Below are 17132 nucleotides of genomic sequence, written 5' to 3' on the forward strand. Positions count from 1 at the left end.
ATCCCGCAACCGCTCGACAAAGAGGCGGGTTGCAAGCGCCCCTTCTCTAATCGAAGGAAGAAAAGGGGTCTCGGCGGGCTGGGTGGCGGATCGTCAACTTTCGAGAATGGCCGCCGAGCTCGGCATTTCCCCACTCATCAAAGGTTGTGGAGAGGGTCGTCCCACCTGCTGACATCGAGCCTTGTGGGCTGGATGCTAATTGCGAGAGACGCTCCGCAGTTTCGTCGCCGAGAGCTTGCAAAACTAGTTGCTCAGCTACGGCCCAGAACTTCGTGTCGCTTGCCGCTGGGTCGCGCGCAGCGCGGACGCTTAGCTCCAGTTGCAACATCGTTGCGGCGGTCTCGGTGCCCGAGATGCGGAATACGAGTTGATCCGGCAGCGCCTCGTCACTCAATCGCACATTGGGCGAGGTGGCATACCATTCGACATTCGAGAAATGATACTCTTCGGTACGCAGACCGCGATCCGCTAAGAACTCGCGCGCATCGTAGGGTGACCACCCTTCCGCAAAATCGACCAACGGCGGGTTCTTTTCGCGCCGCCGCATTTTTCGCACTTCCGAGACGGCGTTCCTGACGCCCACCTTGTCCACAACGTTTAGACGCCGGAGAGTATCGATGTAGAGGGCAAATGTCCGCAGCTGGAGGCCAAAGGCCAGAGCGCCCCGCCACATCATGTATTTGCGTAGCGAGCTGTCAGGCACGGTGAATTGAAGGCGTGTCGCGGCGTTTTCCAAACCCATGTAGAGCATGAGGAAATACAAAAAGGGCAGGTACATCGCGGTCAGCGCAAGCGGCACCGCAAACTCGCGCACTTGGTGGATCGTGTCGACCTGCTGCCAATCGCTGAACACTCGATAGATACTGTAGCCAACCAGATAGAGACCGGCGCAGGCCAAAAGGGTGTTGAGCGGCGAGACAAGAACGCGATGCTCATTTTGATGTGCGGCCAGCGCTGCCATGGCGGTGATGACTGTCAGTATCGGTAGTAGGATGAATTCAGCCAGAAATGGCAGCGTATTGATGCCTCCGAGGAACACGACAAACGCGGATACTGCTACCGAGCCTTTTAGGATTTCCCATAAGGTCATCGGCCCGCGCTCAAGCTTTTTAACATCGGCCATCGCTACAAAGGCTGTGCCGAGATACCAGAAAACAACCGTCTTGAGGTTCTTCCAAACCCAAATATCCGCTTGGGCGAGGAGCCAAACGCATCCAGTCACATAAAAAACCGATAGGCCGATGGCATCGACAATCTTTCGCTGCAGGAGCGCACCTAGAACCCCAAGCGCCGATGACCGAGTGCTCTTAGCGAACAGAATCGCCGTCACGGCGATCGCAATCCAAGCGACGAGGGCGATCTCTCTAGTGTTCAGGTCCATTGGTGCATTGTCGCGTCAACCGCACGTGTCGTCCACGCGTCGTGCAGCTAGTCGCCAATATCTCGCGAATGCATCCTGTGGGTGGCTAAGCCTTTAGTGAGAACTAGAGTGATTGTCCCACCATCACATCCGCAATAGCCTCAACCCGAGCCGCATCAGGAAACCCCTCCGCGGCCCACTGATCCTCGACTCGCCGCATCAGCCGCGCCACGTCCGGCCCTGCCTTCACCCCGCGCGCGACGATCGCGCCGCCCGACAGCGGAAAACGCGGCGGTTCCCAGTCCCGAATCGAGACAGTTTCCGACACGGGACGGTCTGACAGCAGCAGCCGGTCGACTGCGCCTTCGACGCCCGAACGATAGGCGAGGGCCTTGGGCTCGCTGTCGGGCGCCGCCGCCGCAATCGCCAGCCGCTTGCGCTGCGCCTTGGACAGCCGTAGCCGCGCGCCCACCGTCTCGGCCACCGCCGGATCGGCCGGAAGCAGCGCCATCAGCCGCCGCATCGCATTGGGGGCGACACCAGCCTCGGCCTCGCGCGGTGCCAGTGCCGCCAGCCGCTCGACGCCCTCGGCAGTGATCTCGGGGATCACGGGCAGCAGGATGCCGCGGTCCACCATCAGCCGCATCACGCCCACCGCGTCCTTCGCCACCAGCAGCTTGAGCAGTTCGTCGGCGATCCGCTCGCGGCTCAGCGCCATCAGATCCTTGGCGCGCGTCACGCAGGCTTCCAGCCCCTCGGCATCGGGCGCGTCGCCGAACCGGGCGAGGAAGCGGAAGAAGCGCAGGATACGCAGATGATCCTCGGCGATACGCTGCAACGGATCGCCGATGAAGCGCACCTTGCGCGCCTCCAGATCGGCAAGTCCCTCGAAATAATCGAAAATCTCGCCGGTCACCGGGTCGGCATACAGCGCGTTCATCGTGAAATCGCGCCGTGCGGCATCCTCGCGCCAGTCGTCGGTGAACGCCACCGTCGCATGCCGCCCGTCGGTCGAAACATCGCGGCGCAGCGTGGTGACTTCCACCGGCCCGCTCTCCAGCACCGCGGTCACCGTGCCGTGCTGCAATCCGGTCGGCACCACGCGGATGCCGGATTCCTTCAGCATATCGATCACTGCTTCGGGCGGGTGCGGCGTTGCGATGTCGATATCGGCCACCGGAATTCCCAGCAGCGTATCGCGCACCGCGCCGCCCACGAAGCGCGCCGGTGTCAGGACGCGCGCCAGTCCGGCAAGGCCCACCCGGTCGCGCCAGTCCGCGTGAGGAAGAATCATGCGGTCCATTGCAGCCGTTTCGAAAGGTTGACGATCATCGCCGCGGTGGCGCCCCAGATGTGGCGGCCCTCCCACGGAATCTCATAGAATCGGCGCATCTGCCCCTGATAGTCGGCCGAACCTTCGACATGATTGTCGCGGTTCAGCAGGAAGCTGAGCGGCACTTCGAACACTTCGGCGACTTCGGCTTCGGCGGGCCGCAGCACCAGATCGGGCGTCACCACGCCGATCACCGGCGTCACGCAATATCCGGTCACGGTGCGGTATCGGTCGCCGGTGCCGATCACCTGAACGGCGCTGCGGGGCAGGGCGATCTCCTCCTCGGCTTCGCGCAGCGCGGCGTCGATCGGGCCGTCATCCTCGGGGTCGATCCGCCCGCCGGGAAAGGCGATCTGTCCCGCGTGGCGTCGCATGTTGGCGTTGCGCACGGTCAGGATCACGCCGGGGTCGGCGCGGTCGGTCACCGGAATCAGCACCGCGGCGGGGCGGGTCACTTCGTCAGGGTCGAAATCGTGGAAATCGCCGGTCAGCAGGATCGGGTCGTGCTGCGTCTCCAGCGCGGCGCGCAGGCGCTCGGCCAGAGTCATGCCTCACCCTCGGAGGACGGTTCCAGCGGGAAGAAGGCGCCGTCGCTCCACACGCCCGGCGGCTCGCTGCCGTTGGACAGGGCGATCTGGGCCAGTTCGTAATAGACGCTGCGCGAAACCAGCGCTTCCAGGCCGTTTCTGACGTGCAGATAGGGGCGCGGGCCGTCCTCCCCCGCTTCGAAACGCAGGCCGCGTTCGGGGCCGGCGGTCACCAGCTCGTCGGTATTCAGACGAAAGGCGAGGCGCATATTGTCATTGCTGCCCTCGACCTTCAGCTCCACCGCCTGGAACGGAGCGTCCTCCACTCCGATGTCGAGTTTCTCGACCGGGGTAACCAGCACGAACGATCCGTCCGGCTCGCGCCGCAGGATCGTCGAGAACAGCTTCACCATCGCGATGCGGCCGATCGGCGATCCTTGGTGAAACCAGGTCCCGTCGCGGGCGATGCGCATGTCGCTATGGCCGCAATGGGTCGGGTTCCACCGCTCGACCGGCGGCAGTTTCTTCTCTTCCACCAGCCGCGCGATCTCGGCCAGCGACAGGTTCGCGAAATCGGGGGGAGGGGGCGTCGGCATGTCGGGTCTCGTTAGGCGCGATTGGCGGCACGCTCAACTTCCGCCGCCGCAAGGGGACGGATGCGCTCTGGAGGGATGTGCCGCGGGATGCCCTCCCGCGACACTTTCCCCAACTTCGGAGTCAAGCAGGCGACAGGATTCGCGGCCCCAGTTCGCCGGCGCAATCGGGCACGTTGATGCCTCGCGCCAGCAACCGCCGAGCCTCGAACGGCCCCGGCAATCGCCACCCTCCGGTGCGGTCCGCCGAGAAGCCGAAGAAGCGGCCATAATATTCGGGATCGCCGATCAGCATCAGCGATTCGCCCTCGGGAACCGCCTCGAGCATCCGGTCCATGAGCGCGCGCCCGATGCCGCCCTGCTGCAGCTCCGGCTCGACCGCGACCGGCCCCACCATCACCAGCGGCCGCGATTCGCCGCCGTCGCAGGCGATCAGCACCGGCCAGCACTGGATGGTTCCGGCAAGGCTGCCGTCCTCGGCAATGGCCGCAAAGCTCAGCTCCGGGATCGCCTCGGTCCCAGTTCGAATGCGATACGCGGTGCGCTCCCGTCGCTCGGCACCGAAAGCATGGTCGAGCAACGACTCGACGGCCAGCGGGTCAACCTGAGCAAGCGGCACCAATGCGATCACTTCGAATAATCCTCCATTCGTCTCCGGCCACGATGCCGGGGGCGGGCGCTTTAGACCTGTGTGTGGGTGACGCAAGGCTGAATCGCCTTTCAGTCCGTCCCGCTTCTGCTATTGGCGCGGCCAGTTTTTCCGAAGGGCAGTTGCTTGAACGACCTCCTCCAGCTCCAGGTGCACGACCTCGAAGTCCAGGTCCTGACCGGCATCTATTCGGAGGAGACTCACCTCCCGCAGCCGCTGCGCATCTCGATCACGGTCGATCTCGCGCTGCCGGAACGCTTCGCGCCGGATACGCCGCTCAGCGCATCGAAGAGCTATATGGACATCAAGCACGCGGCCACCACCGCGCTGCCGCAGGGCGTTCACTTCACCCTGATCGAAGGTGTCGCCGACCATATCTGCGAGACTCTGTTCGTCTCGGACGATCGCGTGAAGCGAATCGAAGTGAAGATCGTGAAGCTCGCGATCGCCGAGGACGGCGAGTCGATCGGCATCAATCTGGTCCGCAACCGCCGCTGAGGCTCGATTGCGATCGAAATCGGGCCGTTTTTGCGGTTCAGATCATTGCGTTGTGTGCATCGATCGAACCGCGTCCGGCGGGTCGTATCAGGCGCAGGCGCCCAGTTCGCGAAGCACCAGCGCGTAATCTTCTGCTGCGATCCGGGCATTCGCCGGGTCCTCGGATTCGAGCGCCGAGGCAGGCATCTGCGCCGGAAGGCCGCAGGCGAGGCGGTACCACAGGAGCGTGTCCTTCGGCGGGGCGCCGGCCGATTCGTCGATGAAGTCGCCGGTCGAGACCGACCAGCTTGCCCGCTGTCCCGGACGGCGGAGAATCTGCAGCGAAATCTGATCGCCGCGCGCCGTCATTAGGAAGATCTGGGTTTCGCCTTCGCCCGGCAAAGAGCCGGGAACATGGAAGGCATTGCCCACGCCGGTGATAGCTGCGGGGGCATCCGCGGCAAGCACTTCGCGAGCGATTCCGCGCACCCGCGAATCGAGTTCGGGAAGCCAATTCCGCTGGCTGTCCGACCCCGTCAGCTGCACCTGATCGGGCGCGGCCGCGATGGGACGGGCGAACAGCAAAACCCGCTGTTTCTTGAGCTTCGGCACGCGTCCACGCGAGTCGAGCGGTACGTCGGCAAGGTAGGAAATCCGGGCCGGAACCGCGGAATTCCCGCGAATCAGCGCCAGCACATCGGCCTCTATATAGAAGCGCGCACGCCCCGTCGGCAGGCCCGTCGCCTGGGCGTCCTTCACCCGCGTTGCGCTGCGAACGCGCGCGTCGATGATCAGCGGGGCCGCGATCACCTGCCGTGCGACGGTCGCATAGCTGGGGAGGGCGGGAGCGGCCTGGGTGGTGGCGGCCGGCGGCGTCTGGGCGGCGGCCGGAAAAGAGGCCGTGAGTGCCGCCGCGCAACAAAGGAAGCGTGCGTGGGTACGGATCATGCGCCTTTGTTACCGGATTGTGCCGTTCTTAAACAGAAATAAATCTGCCGCAGATGCCGGGTAGGACACGAAATGTCCGACAAAGCGTTTGCGTCGTTCGGGGCAGGGCGATAGAGACTCGCGCTCTGCCGATGGACGCACAGAGCGCAAGGCGGGTGATCCCGTGTGCGAACTATACCGCGTACGGGGTCGCGAAACGGGATAGAGGAGTGACGGTGCCGAATGGCTTACGCTGACCGGAATGCAAGTGGCAGCCGAATGGTCGCGATCGTGATGGTCGCGCTCATTGTGGCTGGCCTGGGCTACGTCTTCGTCACTGGACTGGCCTATCAATATATCAAGAAGAAGGCTGAGCAGCTGGACGTCTTCGACGTTCAGGATCCTCCGCCCCCGCCCGAGGAGGTTCCGCCTCCTCCGCCCCCACCAGATTCGCCGGTTCCGCCGCCGCCGACTCAGGTCTATGCACCGCCGACGAACATCCCGGTGCCTAGCCCGAACCAGGTGAGCACGGCTCCGGATATTCCGCCGCCGCCGCCGACGAGCCCTCCGGCTCCGCCTGCGCCGCCTGCGCCGCCCGCGCCGCCGCCTCCTCCGCCGAAGCCGGCGAAGAAGCTGACGCCGCGTGGCAGCCCGCAGAGCTGGGTGACGAACGACGACTATCCCGCGGCCGCTCTGCGCGCCGAGCAGCAGGGCACCACCAGCTTCCGTCTCGACGTGGACGCGACTGGCAAGGTGACCAACTGCACCATCACGGGATCGAGCGGCTCGTCCTTGCTCGACAATACGGCCTGTTCGCTGCTCAAGCGCCGCGCCCGGTTCTCGCCGGCCGAGGATAGTGCAGGGAACAAGATGCCCGCGAGCTGGCCGAGCCGGTTCCGTTGGGAATTGCCGAAGGACTGATTTGGGGTGTCCGGCGCGCCGGGTTCGAGCGCGCCGGAGTTGTGAAAACGACGAAGCAAATTCTTAGAGGAAAGATTCAACCATGTTCACGACCATTCTCGCTGCCGGAGCCAATGCTGGAGCGCCGCCCGCCAACTTCGACGTCCTGCACGCTCTGAACGAAGGCGGGATCATTTCGTGGGCGACCGCGATCATCCTGACCGTGATGCTGTTCTTCACGCTCTACATCCTGTTCACCAAGGTGTTCGAGCAGCAGAAGATCCTCAACCAGGGCAAGCGCGTCCGTCAGACCTTCTGGTCGGCCGGCAGCCTGCGTGAAGGCGCCGCGAAGCTCGCCAAGAACTCGGCCTATCGCCAGCTCGTCGACGACGCGCTCCAGGCGCAGGACCAGTACAAGGAACTGACCGATCCGATGGAAGCCCATGACTGGCTGCACGGCTCGCTCGCCCGTTCGGAAGCCACGATCAACTCGCAGCTCGGCACCGGCCTCGCGTTCCTCGCGTCGGTGGGTTCGACCGCACCGTTCATCGGTCTGTTCGGTACCGTGGTCGGCATCTTCCGCGCGCTGATCAAGATCGGCGCCGAAGGTCAGGCCTCGATCGGCACCGTCGCCGGCCCGGTCGGTGAAGCACTGATCATGACCGCGCTCGGTCTCGTCGTCGCCGTTCCGGCCGTGCTCGCCTACAACTGGCTGCAGCGTCGCAACAAGTCGATCGCCGAGCAGATGGGTGCGTTCTCGAACGACGTTCTCGGCTACCTCGCCTCGGACGGCCGCGTGCGCCCGACCGTGAAGAAGGGCGCCGCGCCGGCTGCCAAGGCTCCGCAGGCCTCGACGACCGCCGCCTAAGGGCTCTCGGAACAGGCCGCGCGGCGGGTGATCCCGCCGCGCGGTCCCGGGCCGAAGTTCGGACCGGGGACAGGATGCGAAAGATAGGATAAGCGCCAATGGCGATGAGTGTGGGTGGAGATTCCGCCGAAGAAAAATCGATGTCGGACATCAACACGACGCCCCTCGTGGACGTCATGCTGGTTCTGCTCATCATCTTCCTGATCGCGATCCCGACGGTGATTCAGTCGGTGGAGCTCGAACTGCCGAAGGTGGTTTACGAGCCGACCGAAACGAAGCCGGAGAACGTGCTTCTGGCCGTCCGCGCCAGCCCCGAGGGTCAGTGCCAGGTTTACTGGGGCATGGCTCCGGTGACGAGCGAAGAGCTGTACAACCGCGCGCAGAAGAAGCTGGAAGCCGAGATCAACAAGCAGGGTGGTCTCACCGCCGCCAATCTCGAACTGCCGGAAGCGCATATCCGTGGTGACATCAACACGCCGTATCGTTGCATCGGCGCCACGATCTTCACCATGCAGCGTGCAGGGTTCATCAAGGTCGGCTTCATTTCCGAGCCGCCGCCCAACTCGCAGCTGTAACGGCTACCGTTTTAAGGATTTTATCTCATGGCAATGAGTGCAGGTAGCGCCGAAGGCGAACCGATGGTGGAAATGAACACGACGCCGTTGATCGACGTCATGCTCGTTCTGCTCATCATGATGATCATCACCATCCCGATCCAGTCGCACGCGGTGAAGATCGACCTTCCGCAGACGCCGAAGGATGCGGTGAAGCCGCCGGTCGATCCGGAGAAGAACAAGATCTTCATCGACGAAGCCGGCCGTGTGTTCTGGAACAGCGTTCCGGTCGATGACACGCTGCTTCGTCAGTATCTGGACGCGACCAAGGCGCAGCCGGTCGAGCCGGAGCTTCACTTCCAGCCCGCGCCGACCGCGCGGTACGAAGTGGTCGATCACGTTCTCGCGATCGTGAAGCGCGCAAACATCACCAAGCTCGGCTTCGTCGGCAACGAGCAGTACGGCAGGGACTTCTAAGCCCTGCAGAGATCGGCCGCGCTTCGGCGCCGGTCAAATGAGAGGCGGCCTTCGGGTCGCCTCTTTTTTTGTTCCTGCATCGTCGCCGTTCGCCGCGGTTGCCCCAATCAGGCCCCGCCTCGGAACGTGGTGATTTCGCCGGCCGATCCGAAATTGGCCCGCTTTTCGCCAGACAGCTCCGGATGACTGGCCCAGAGCCCGCCCGCGGCAGGGGCTCCGCGCCGATGTACCCGATGCAGGGGCAGCTTCGCGCTATTCGCTTGCGAATGTGAAACATAAATGTCATAAAAACTCCATCAAAGAGTCACGTAATTGAAATCGTGATGTCACGGAGATGGAGGGAGTTATGCGTCATCTGCTCGTCGGCCTCACCATGATGGCCCCGCTTGCGCTGGTCGCGATGCCGGCCCAAGCTCAGGAAGGCGACCGAGTCGCCAGCTCCGCGATCGCCCAGGGCGACATGATCGGCGCCGAGAAGGCGCTGCTTCAGGAGCTTCGCATTCATCCCGGCCGTCCCGAATTGCTGCTCAATCTCGCCGCGGTCTATGCGCGCACCGGCCGCGCCAGCGAGGCGCGGGGCCTGTATCGTCAGGTGCTGGGCCAGCGCGACGTGCTGATGGACTTGTCGGCCGAGCGTACTGCGGGGTCGCACGCGGTCGCGGCCACCGGTCTGCGCCGCCTCGAGACCACGCAGTTCACCGCGCGCTGATCTCCGGCCCCGCTTTGGCGGGGCTTGGCTGATGCAAGACAAAGGGCGCCGCGATCGGATCGCGGCGCCCTTTGTGCATTCTGGCTGAGGGCGTTGGCGCCCCAAATCGGGTCAGAGGCGAGGAAGCGTCACGCCTCGCTGGCCCATATATTTGCCGGCACGATCGGCGTAGCTGGTCTCGCAGGGCTCGTTCCCCTTCAGGAACAGGAACTGGCAGGCACCTTCGTTCGCATAGATCTTGGCGGGCAGGGGCGTCGTGTTCGAGAATTCGAGCGTCACATGACCTTCCCATTCGGGCTCGAGCGGGGTGACGTTCACGATGATCCCGCACCGCGCATAGGTCGATTTGCCGAGGCAGATGACCAGCACGTCGCGCGGCACCCGGAAATATTCGACCGTCCGGGCCAGCGCGAAACTGTTCGGTGGGATGATGCACACATCGGTCTTGCGATCGACGAAACTGGTCGAGGAAAAGTCCTTCGGATCGACCACCGCGCTGTCGATATTGGTGAAGATCTTGAACTCGTCCGCCACCCGCGCGTCATAGCCGTACGAGCTCAGGCCATAGCTGATGCATCCCTCGCGCCGCTGCGCCTCGACGAACGGCTCGATCATGCCGTGGTTCTGAGCCTGTTCGCGAATCCAGCGGTCGGAAAGTATTGCCATGCGTCAGCTTTCGCGGGTCCACGCGCGCGGGGCAAGAGGGTGTTGGCCAACCCCGCTCGACTTGTGTGGATGACTGCCACGGGATCGCTCCGATTGAAGCGTTGTGCCCGATGTTGCGAGTCGGTGCTCGGGATGCTCGCCGCTTTCGACCTGCGTCCCGTCCGCGCACCGTTCGACGAGCGGATGGTGCTACGGAAGCCGCCTCAATCCACCTTCAGCTCGAACGGCACGGCAGGCAATCCACCCTTGTCGTAGAGGTTGCATACCGGACTATCGCCCCAGCAGAAGCGCACGCGGGACGCCTGTCCGGGATCGCCCGCAAGCAACACGTCGCCACCGTCGATTCGCGCCGCGACGAAACGGCAGCTCCCATAGGCGTCGCCGCACAATTCGAACCCGATCGGGGTCGCCGACGAATAGGCAACCAGCCCCCCATCCGCACCGGCAAAGCGGATGCGGATGCCATCGGTGCTGCGCACCGCCTTGGTCGCCCAGGGGCCGGAATGGGGGATTGCCTCGCCATAGGCGACCGCGCGGGCGTTCAGCGCCAGACGGCGACCGACCTGTTGCTTGTTGGCGGGATGGATATCCCACACATCGCCCAGATCGACTGCGACCGTAAGCGCGGCGTGGCTATCGGCGCCCACCGCGCGGCGCTGCTCCTCGCGCACGCCCGCGAAACCGCTCTCCATCGGCGCGGCGTTGCGCGCGCCCCAATTGGCGAGCTGGACGATCAGGAAGGGCAGGTCGCGGTTCCCGAACTGGGCGCGCCAGCCCGACATCAGCCCCGCGAGCCGCCCGGCATAGCCCGCCGGGTTCCCGGCATCGGCTTCGCCTTGGTACCAGGCGACCCCGCGCAGCGCGTAAGGCCCCATCGGCGCGATCATCGCATTGTAGATGCCACCGAGCCCCGCGATCGTTTCCCACGGCGCGTGGGGCGGATCGCCGATGCCGGGCGTGACGCGATATTGCCACTTCGCGGCATCGGGCAGCGGCACCGAGGTGCCGTCATCGAACTTCAGCACCCGCTGTTCCGGTTTCCCGTACAACCCGCCCGGCCCGAACGTGTCGAGCGCGCTGATCACGATACGGTTAACCCCCGGCTTCAGCACGCCGGGCGCCAGACGATAGGAACGCATCTCGTCCCACATGTTCGTGGTGCCAACCGGCGTGCCGTTGACGAAGCTCATGTCCATGTCGTCGACAATGCCGAGATCGAGCGTCGCGCCTTTCTTTGCCTGCGCGGCGGTCAGGGTGATCTCGGTCCGGTACCAGATGATGCCGTTATAGGCCTCGAGTTCGCGGACGCCCCAGCCTTCCCAGAAGTCGAACTTGGGCAGGGTGCGCCACTCGCCCGGCGCGTTTGGCTGCCACGGCTCCTTGCCCGGCGCGTCGTTGCTGCGCTTGCGCCACCAGTCGCTCCACGTGCCGCCCCATTGCAGCGCGGCGGCGGGCCGGTCGCGGCGATACAAGGCCAGCAGGTTGTTGGCGGCGCTGGCGGCGGGATCGTCGGCAAGCGAGGCCTGACTGCGCCATGCGTTGATCGCGGTGCCGCCCCAGGTCGCATCGATCAGGCCGAACGGCACCTTCTGCTGGGCCTTCAGATCGCGCGCCATGAAATAGCAGGCAGCCGAGAAGTCGGCGATGCTCTTCGGCGTCACCGCCTGCCACGCGACCGGATGCTTGAAGGTGGCGAGCGGCTCCGGCCCGGAATCGCGGGTGACGCTCAGCAACCGGATCTCTGGATCGTTGGCGTTGGCGATCTCGCTCTGGCCGTTCAGACCCTGCGACACCGCGAATTCCATGTTCGACTGGCCCGAACAGAGCCAGACATCGCCGACCAGCACGTCACTGACCGTGGTCGTCGCGCCGCCCGCGGTGGCGGTCAGGGTATAGGGACCTCCCGCCGCCAGCGCGGGCAGCGTCGCGCGCCAGTTTCCGCCGGCATCGGTGGTACCGGTGGCGGACTTGCCTGCGATGGTGACGGTCACCGTCTCGCCGGGCTTCGCGGTGCCCCATACCGGCAGCACCGTGTCGCGCTGAAGCACGGCATGATCCTGGAACATCGGATGGAGCCGCGCCTGTGCCGAAGCGAAGGGCGACGCGGTCAGCGCCAGCGCCGCGAGCATCGTTCGTATCAGCGCTGTCTTCGCCCGGTTCGACGGCATGTCTCTCTCCCTGTTTCGAGGAAGTTTGCCGCGCCGCACGCGCAAGGCAAGCGAAGAATGATAGCGCTAACGGAATCTCTCGAAAGGCTTGCAATCCCGTCGCGCTCCGTCATCGCCGATCTAGAGCAGATCCTTCGGCCCGAACGCCGCCGGCAGCAGTTCCGACAGCTTGTACGTCGTGATCGCATCGCCTTCGGCCGCGCCGCAATGGATGGGCAGGTCGCGGTCGCCGAGCTGGGCGGCTTCGTTGATGATCTGGCGGCAGCGGCCGCAGGGGCTGACCGGGGTGGTGCCCTGCGGGCCATCCGGGCCGATCAGGCCGCCGATCACGCCGATCTCCGCCACATCGCGCAGTCGGCCTTGGGCGCTGATCGTGGCCAGCGCGACCGTTTCTGCGCACAGCGACAGGCCGTAGCTGGCATTCTCGAAATTGGCGCCGGTGACGATCGTGCCGTCGGTCAGCAGCACCGCGGCACCCACGCCGAAGCCCGAATAGGGCGCATAGGCGTTGCGCGCGGCCTTGCGCGCTTCGGCGATAAGATGCTGCGGTTTCACGTCGTTCATTTGACCATCACGTCCCAGTTTACCCCGCCCGAAACCCCTTCGATGCGGCGGAAACCCGATGCCTGCCACATCGTCCACGGCTTGTCGAAATAGGAACCCGGGAAGAAGGCCTGCACGCTCCACAGCTTTCGCTGGATGCCCTCGCTGACGCGGTACTTGCTCTCGAACGCGCTGGAGACCTTGAGGATAGCGGGCTTGCCGGTATGCGCCTCGACGCCCGCAAGGAAGCGGTTGATCTCGCCGATTACGACATGGCGTTCGGGGCGGGCGGGGCAATCGCTTTCGAAATCGAGCAGCAAGGCGACGGGCAACTGGTCGTCGGAACGCGGGACGGTGGAAACCAGGTTGCCCGCCTGGTCGGCGGCAAGCTGGCACAGCGAGAAGACGTGGATCGCGCCGCGCGGGATGCCGGCTTCGTACAGGCCGCGCCAATATTCGGGGAAGCGCGCGTCGCGATCGGTGGCGCCCATCGTCGCGCGGGCATAGGCGAAGGCGATCCCGTAGGTCTTCTTGACGCCCCACCAGTTGATTTCGCCATTGCCTTCGCTGACGTCGAGCCCCTGGCGCGGAAAGGCCTGGCGATCGGGCACCCAGTTGATCGCCAGCAGCAACCCGGTGAGCGCGATGAGCGCCAGCGCCAGTGCGATCCCGGCGAACACGCGCGTTCGACGCCACAGGACGCGCAGGGCCATCGCTCAGCCCTTGATGTGCAGCACGCAGATCAGCGTGAAGAGGCGCCGGGCCGTGTCGAAATCCACGTCGATCTTGCCTTCCAGCCGCTCCTTCAACAGATCGGCCGCTTCGTTGTGGATGCCGCGCCGCGCCATGTCGATCGTTTCGATCTGCGCGGGCGAGGCGTTGCGAATCGCCTGATAGTAACTGTCGCAAATCGCGAAGTAATCCCGGATCGGGCGGCGGAATCGGGCCAGGCCGAGGACAAGCGTTTCGAGATGGGACCCGTCGGCGCGCATCATGTGCAGCGCAAGCCGGCCTTCCTCGACGCTGAGGTGCAGCTTGTAGGGGCCGGCATAGTCCGCGTTGCGCAACACCGGAGCGAAGCGATTGTCCTCGATCAGGTCGAAGATCGCGATGCGCCGCTCCTGCTCGATATCGGCCGAGCGCCACAATATGGTGCGCTCGTCCAGCGTGACATCGATGATGCGCGGGTCCGACATTGGGTGCGTCCTATCGCAATCCCCATGATCCACAAGCGTTCAGCCATTGTCGGACGCCGCGGAGTGGGCGACTAGGGACGGATCATGGCCGAGCCGATTCCCTTTCCCGCCCCCGGCACGCCCGAGGGGATGCAGCTTCCGCAGAATATCGAAGCGGAGGCCGCGCTGCTCGGTGCGATGATGATCGACAATCGCGTCGCCGAGGACGTGCTGCAGAAGATTCGGCCCGAGCATTTCTTCGAGCCGCTGCACGGGCGCATCTATGAGCAGATCGCGTTCCTCGTCGGCGACAACCGGCTGGCGACTCCGGTGACGTTGCGCCCGATGTTCGCCGCCGATCCGGCGATGAAGGAACTGGGCGGTCCGGCCTATCTGGCGCAGCTGACCGGCAATCCGGCCAGCCTGATCGGCGCGCGGGCTTTCGCGGACCAGATCTACGATCTCGCCATGCTGCGCGCGCTGGTGACGGTGGGTCGCGACATGGTGGATGGCGCGCTGGATACCAGCCAGGACGTCAATCCGTCGAAGCAGATCGAGATCGCCGAACTCAAGCTCTACGAAGTCGCGGAAAAGGGCGATACCGAGGGCGGGGCCAAGAGCTTCACCCGCGCCGCGGCGCTGGCGGTGAAGCAGGCCGAGCGGGCGATGAATTCGGGCGGCAGCGTGTCGGGCATCACTTCGGGCCTGACCGATCTGAACGCGATGACCGGCGGCATGAACCGTTCGGACCTTATCATCCTCGCCGGCCGTCCCGGCATGGGCAAGACCTCGCTCGCCACCAATATCGCGTTCAACGCCGCGCGGCGCTGGATCGACGACAAGGAAGCGGGAATCGACGAGGAAAAGTCGATCGGCGCGCCGGTCGCCTTCTTCAGCCTCGAAATGTCGGCCGATCAGCTGGCGATGCGTATCCTGTCCGAACAATCGGAGATCGTGTCGGAAAAGCTGCGCACCGGCGACCTCAGCCCGGCGAACTTCCAGAAGTTCGCGCGCGCCGCCGCCGATCTGGAGCAGTTGCCGCTGTTCATCGACGACACGCCCGGCCTGACCATCGCCGCGCTGCGCACCCGCGCGCGCCGTCTGAAGCGCCAGCACAAGATCGGCATGGTCGTGGTCGACTATCTCCAGCTGCTCACCGGATCGAGCCGCAGCCAGGGCGATGGCCGCGTGCAGGAAATTTCGGAAATCAGCCGTGGTCTCAAGACTCTGGCCAAGGAACTGCACGTCCCGGTGATCGCGCTGTCCCAGCTCAGCCGTGGCGTCGAAAGCCGCGAGGACAAGCGTCCGCAGCTCTCCGACCTTCGCGAATCCGGCTCGATCGAGCAGGACGCCGACATCGTGCTGTTCGTCTATCGCGACGAATATTATCACGATTTCAAGGCCCCCAAGGCGATCGACGCCAATTCCTCGGCCGACGAGATCGCCAAATATCAGGCGTGGCAGGAGCATCAGCTTCAGGTGGCGAACAAGGCGACGGTGATCATCGCCAAGCAGCGTCACGGCGCGACTGGCTTTGTCGACCTTAGGTTCGATCGTCAGTTCACCAAGTTCAGCGACCTCGTGCCGGAATACTGAGCGGCTTTCAGGACCATATCGGCGCCCTTTTCGGCGATCATCATCGTCGGGGCGTTCGTATTGCCCGAGGGGATCGTCGGCATCACCGACGCATCGATCACGCGAAGACCGTCCACGCCGTGGACGCGGAGTTCGGCGTCGACGACGCTGCCCATCGCGGCGGTGCCGACCGGATGGAAGATCGTCGTGGAGATGGCGCCGATCGCTTCGGCGAGCTCGGCGTCGGTCCGGACGCCGGGGCCGGGGCGGAATTCCTCGGGATTATACTTGGCGAGCGCTGGCCGGGCGACGATCCGGCGAGTGAGCTTCACCGCCTCGACCGCGACGCGGACATCCTCTTCGTTCGACAAATAATTGGGACGGATGCGCGGCGCGTGGTCCGGATCGGCGCTGTCGATCCGCACACTGCCCCGGCTGAGCGGGCGCAAATTGCACACGCTGGCGGTGAAAGCCGGGAAAGGGTCGAGCGCGCCGCCGAACGCGGCGAGGCTCAGCGGCTGGACGTGATATTCCAGATTGGGCGTGGCGAAGCGCGGATCGGAGCGCGCGAACAGGCCGAGCTGGCTGGGCGCCATCGACATCGGGCCGGATCGCGCGAACAGATACTCAAGGCCGATCCTTGCCTTGCCCAGCCATGACCCTGCGCGCGCGTTGAGCGTGGGCACGCCCGCGACGCGATAGGCGCAGCGGATCTGGAGATGGTCCTGCAGATTCTCGCCGACGCCGGGAAGATGATGGATCGATACGATGCCGAGTTCGCCAAGCCGCGCGGCATCGCCGATCCCCGAACGCTGGAGGATCGCGGGCGAGCCGATCGCGCCGCTGGCGAGGATCGTCTCGCCGAGTGCCCGCGCGGTCATCAGCCGGCCGTGGAGGCGGAAGGCGACGCCGGTGACGCGCTGCCCGTCGAACGTCAGATGCTCGACCGTCGCGCCGGTCTGCACGCGCAGGTTCTTTCGTTCCATCGCCGGGCGAAGGAATGCGTCGGCCGCGCTCCAGCGCAGGCCCTTGCGCTGGGTGACCTCGAAAAAGCCCGATCCGAAATTGTCGCCGGTGTTGAAGTCCGCGACCTTGGGGATGCCGGCTTCTTCCGCCGCGTCGCGGAACGCCTCGAGCAACTCCCAGCGCAGCCGCTGGCGTTCGATGCGCAGTTCCCCGTCCGCGCCGTGCATCTCGCTGGCTCCGCCGAAATGATCTTCGGACTTGCGGAACCAGGGCAGGACATCGTCCCAGCCCCAGCCGGCATTCCCCGCCTGCCGCCAGCTGTCATAATCGGCGGACTGGCCGCGGATATAGATCATCCCGTTGATCGACGAGGAGCCGCCAAGGCCCCGGCCGCGAGGGTAGGGCAAGGCGCGCTGGTTGAGGCCGGGTTCGGCCTCGGTGGTCATGCACCAGTCGGTGCGCGGATTGCCCATGCAATAGAGATAGCCGACCGGAACCTTGATCCAGACATAGTCGTCGCGGTCGCCGGCTTCGATCAGGAGCACGCGGTTGCGCGGATCGGCGCTCAGCCGGTTGGCGAGCACGCACCCCGCGCTGCCGCCGCCGACGACGATATAGTCATAGTCGCCGAAATCGGTGCGCATCATCGGCCGGGAAAACAGTCG

At 64.9% G+C, this 17132-nt stretch carries 19 protein-coding genes; 7 read left to right on the top strand and 12 right to left on the bottom strand.

What is annotated here, in order from left to right:
* Positions 1 to 46: 46 nt before the first annotated feature.
* The 5 genes from HHL13_RS03995 to HHL13_RS04015 form a co-directional block, all read right to left on the bottom strand.
* Positions 47 to 1381 (bottom strand): hypothetical protein, encoded by a 1335-nt coding sequence (locus tag HHL13_RS03995; RefSeq protein WP_169554456.1) that lies wholly within the window; start codon positions 1379 to 1381, stop codon positions 47 to 49.
* Between the two features lie 103 nt (positions 1382 to 1484).
* A complete protein-coding gene (locus tag HHL13_RS04000) occupies positions 1485 to 2663 on the bottom strand; it encodes a CCA tRNA nucleotidyltransferase (protein ID WP_169554457.1) in 1179 nt (392 codons plus the stop codon).
* Positions 2651 to 3241, bottom strand: a complete 591-nt coding sequence (locus tag HHL13_RS04005) for a CoA pyrophosphatase (RefSeq protein ID WP_169554458.1) — start codon at positions 3239 to 3241, stop codon at positions 2651 to 2653. The genes HHL13_RS04000 and HHL13_RS04005 overlap by 13 nt, the downstream gene beginning before the upstream one ends.
* Positions 3238 to 3816, bottom strand: coding sequence for a DUF1285 domain-containing protein (locus HHL13_RS04010; protein WP_169554459.1), 579 nt, complete (start codon positions 3814 to 3816; stop codon positions 3238 to 3240). The genes HHL13_RS04005 and HHL13_RS04010 overlap by 4 nt, the downstream gene beginning before the upstream one ends.
* Before the next feature lie 121 nt (positions 3817 to 3937).
* On the bottom strand, positions 3938 to 4444 hold the full coding sequence (locus HHL13_RS04015; RefSeq protein ID WP_169554460.1) for an N-acetyltransferase: 507 nt from the start codon (positions 4442 to 4444) through the stop codon (positions 3938 to 3940).
* 144 nt (positions 4445 to 4588) lie between these two features.
* On the opposite strand from HHL13_RS04015, the gene HHL13_RS04020 reads away from it, so the two are divergent.
* On the top strand, positions 4589 to 4960 hold the full coding sequence (locus HHL13_RS04020) for a dihydroneopterin aldolase (RefSeq protein ID WP_169554461.1): 372 nt from the start codon (positions 4589 to 4591) through the stop codon (positions 4958 to 4960).
* Between the two features lie 87 nt (positions 4961 to 5047).
* On the opposite strand, the gene HHL13_RS04025 is transcribed toward HHL13_RS04020, so the two are convergent.
* On the bottom strand, positions 5048 to 5887 hold the full coding sequence (locus HHL13_RS04025; RefSeq protein ID WP_240953617.1) for a hypothetical protein: 840 nt from the start codon (positions 5885 to 5887) through the stop codon (positions 5048 to 5050).
* Between the two features lie 222 nt (positions 5888 to 6109).
* Here HHL13_RS04025 and HHL13_RS04030 point away from each other — a divergent pair, with 222 nt between their 5' ends.
* The 5 genes from HHL13_RS04030 to HHL13_RS04050 all read left to right on the top strand — a co-directional run bounded on the left by HHL13_RS04030 (position 6110) and on the right by HHL13_RS04050 (position 9374).
* Positions 6110 to 6787 carry an energy transducer TonB gene (locus HHL13_RS04030; RefSeq protein ID WP_169554462.1) on the top strand — a complete coding sequence of 226 codons (678 nt, stop codon included), beginning with the start codon at positions 6110 to 6112 and terminating at the stop codon, positions 6785 to 6787.
* 82 nt (positions 6788 to 6869) lie between these two features.
* A complete protein-coding gene (locus HHL13_RS04035) occupies positions 6870 to 7634 on the top strand; it encodes a MotA/TolQ/ExbB proton channel family protein (protein ID WP_169554463.1) in 765 nt (254 codons plus the stop codon).
* 98 nt (positions 7635 to 7732) lie between these two features.
* Entirely contained in the window at positions 7733 to 8209 is a 477-nt protein-coding gene (locus HHL13_RS04040) for a biopolymer transporter ExbD (protein ID WP_169554464.1), read from the top strand.
* A gap of 27 nt (positions 8210 to 8236) precedes the next feature.
* Complete coding sequence (locus HHL13_RS04045) at positions 8237 to 8665, top strand: biopolymer transporter ExbD (RefSeq protein ID WP_169554465.1); 429 nt, start codon at positions 8237 to 8239, stop codon at positions 8663 to 8665.
* A 346-nt stretch (positions 8666 to 9011) separates the two neighbouring features.
* Positions 9012 to 9374 carry a tetratricopeptide repeat protein gene (locus tag HHL13_RS04050; protein WP_240953618.1) on the top strand — a complete coding sequence of 121 codons (363 nt, stop codon included), beginning with the start codon at positions 9012 to 9014 and terminating at the stop codon, positions 9372 to 9374.
* Between the two features lie 111 nt (positions 9375 to 9485).
* Here HHL13_RS04050 and dcd read toward each other — a convergent pair whose 3' ends face one another.
* The 5 genes from dcd to HHL13_RS04075 form a co-directional block, all read right to left on the bottom strand.
* Positions 9486 to 10040, bottom strand: a complete 555-nt coding sequence (gene dcd / locus HHL13_RS04055) for a dCTP deaminase (RefSeq protein WP_169554466.1) — start codon at positions 10038 to 10040, stop codon at positions 9486 to 9488.
* 203 nt (positions 10041 to 10243) lie between these two features.
* Entirely contained in the window at positions 10244 to 12208 is a 1965-nt protein-coding gene (locus tag HHL13_RS04060; RefSeq protein ID WP_206376838.1) for a sialate O-acetylesterase, read from the bottom strand.
* Between the two features lie 120 nt (positions 12209 to 12328).
* The gene (locus tag HHL13_RS04065) at positions 12329 to 12772 is read right to left on the bottom strand and encodes a cytidine deaminase (RefSeq protein ID WP_169554467.1); all 444 of its coding nucleotides are present in this window, start codon (positions 12770 to 12772) and stop codon (positions 12329 to 12331) included.
* Entirely contained in the window at positions 12769 to 13464 is a 696-nt protein-coding gene (locus HHL13_RS04070) for a GH25 family lysozyme (protein ID WP_169554468.1), read from the bottom strand. The genes HHL13_RS04065 and HHL13_RS04070 overlap by 4 nt, the downstream gene beginning before the upstream one ends.
* A 3-nt stretch (positions 13465 to 13467) precedes the next feature.
* Positions 13468 to 13947 (bottom strand): UPF0262 family protein, encoded by a 480-nt coding sequence (locus HHL13_RS04075; RefSeq protein WP_169554469.1) that lies wholly within the window; start codon positions 13945 to 13947, stop codon positions 13468 to 13470.
* 84 nt (positions 13948 to 14031) lie between these two features.
* Here HHL13_RS04075 and HHL13_RS04080 point away from each other — a divergent pair, with 84 nt between their 5' ends.
* Positions 14032 to 15522, top strand: a complete 1491-nt coding sequence (locus tag HHL13_RS04080; RefSeq protein WP_169554470.1) for a replicative DNA helicase — start codon at positions 14032 to 14034, stop codon at positions 15520 to 15522.
* Here HHL13_RS04080 and HHL13_RS04085 read toward each other — a convergent pair.
* On the bottom strand, positions 15483 to 17111 hold the full coding sequence (locus HHL13_RS04085) for a GMC family oxidoreductase N-terminal domain-containing protein (protein WP_169556759.1): 1629 nt from the start codon (positions 17109 to 17111) through the stop codon (positions 15483 to 15485). The genes HHL13_RS04080 and HHL13_RS04085 overlap by 40 nt on opposite strands.
* Positions 17112 to 17132 lie beyond the last annotated feature (21 nt).

The organism is Sphingomonas sp. G-3-2-10 (assembly GCF_012927115.1).
In the GTDB taxonomy this organism is placed as follows: domain Bacteria; phylum Pseudomonadota; class Alphaproteobacteria; order Sphingomonadales; family Sphingomonadaceae; genus Sphingomonas.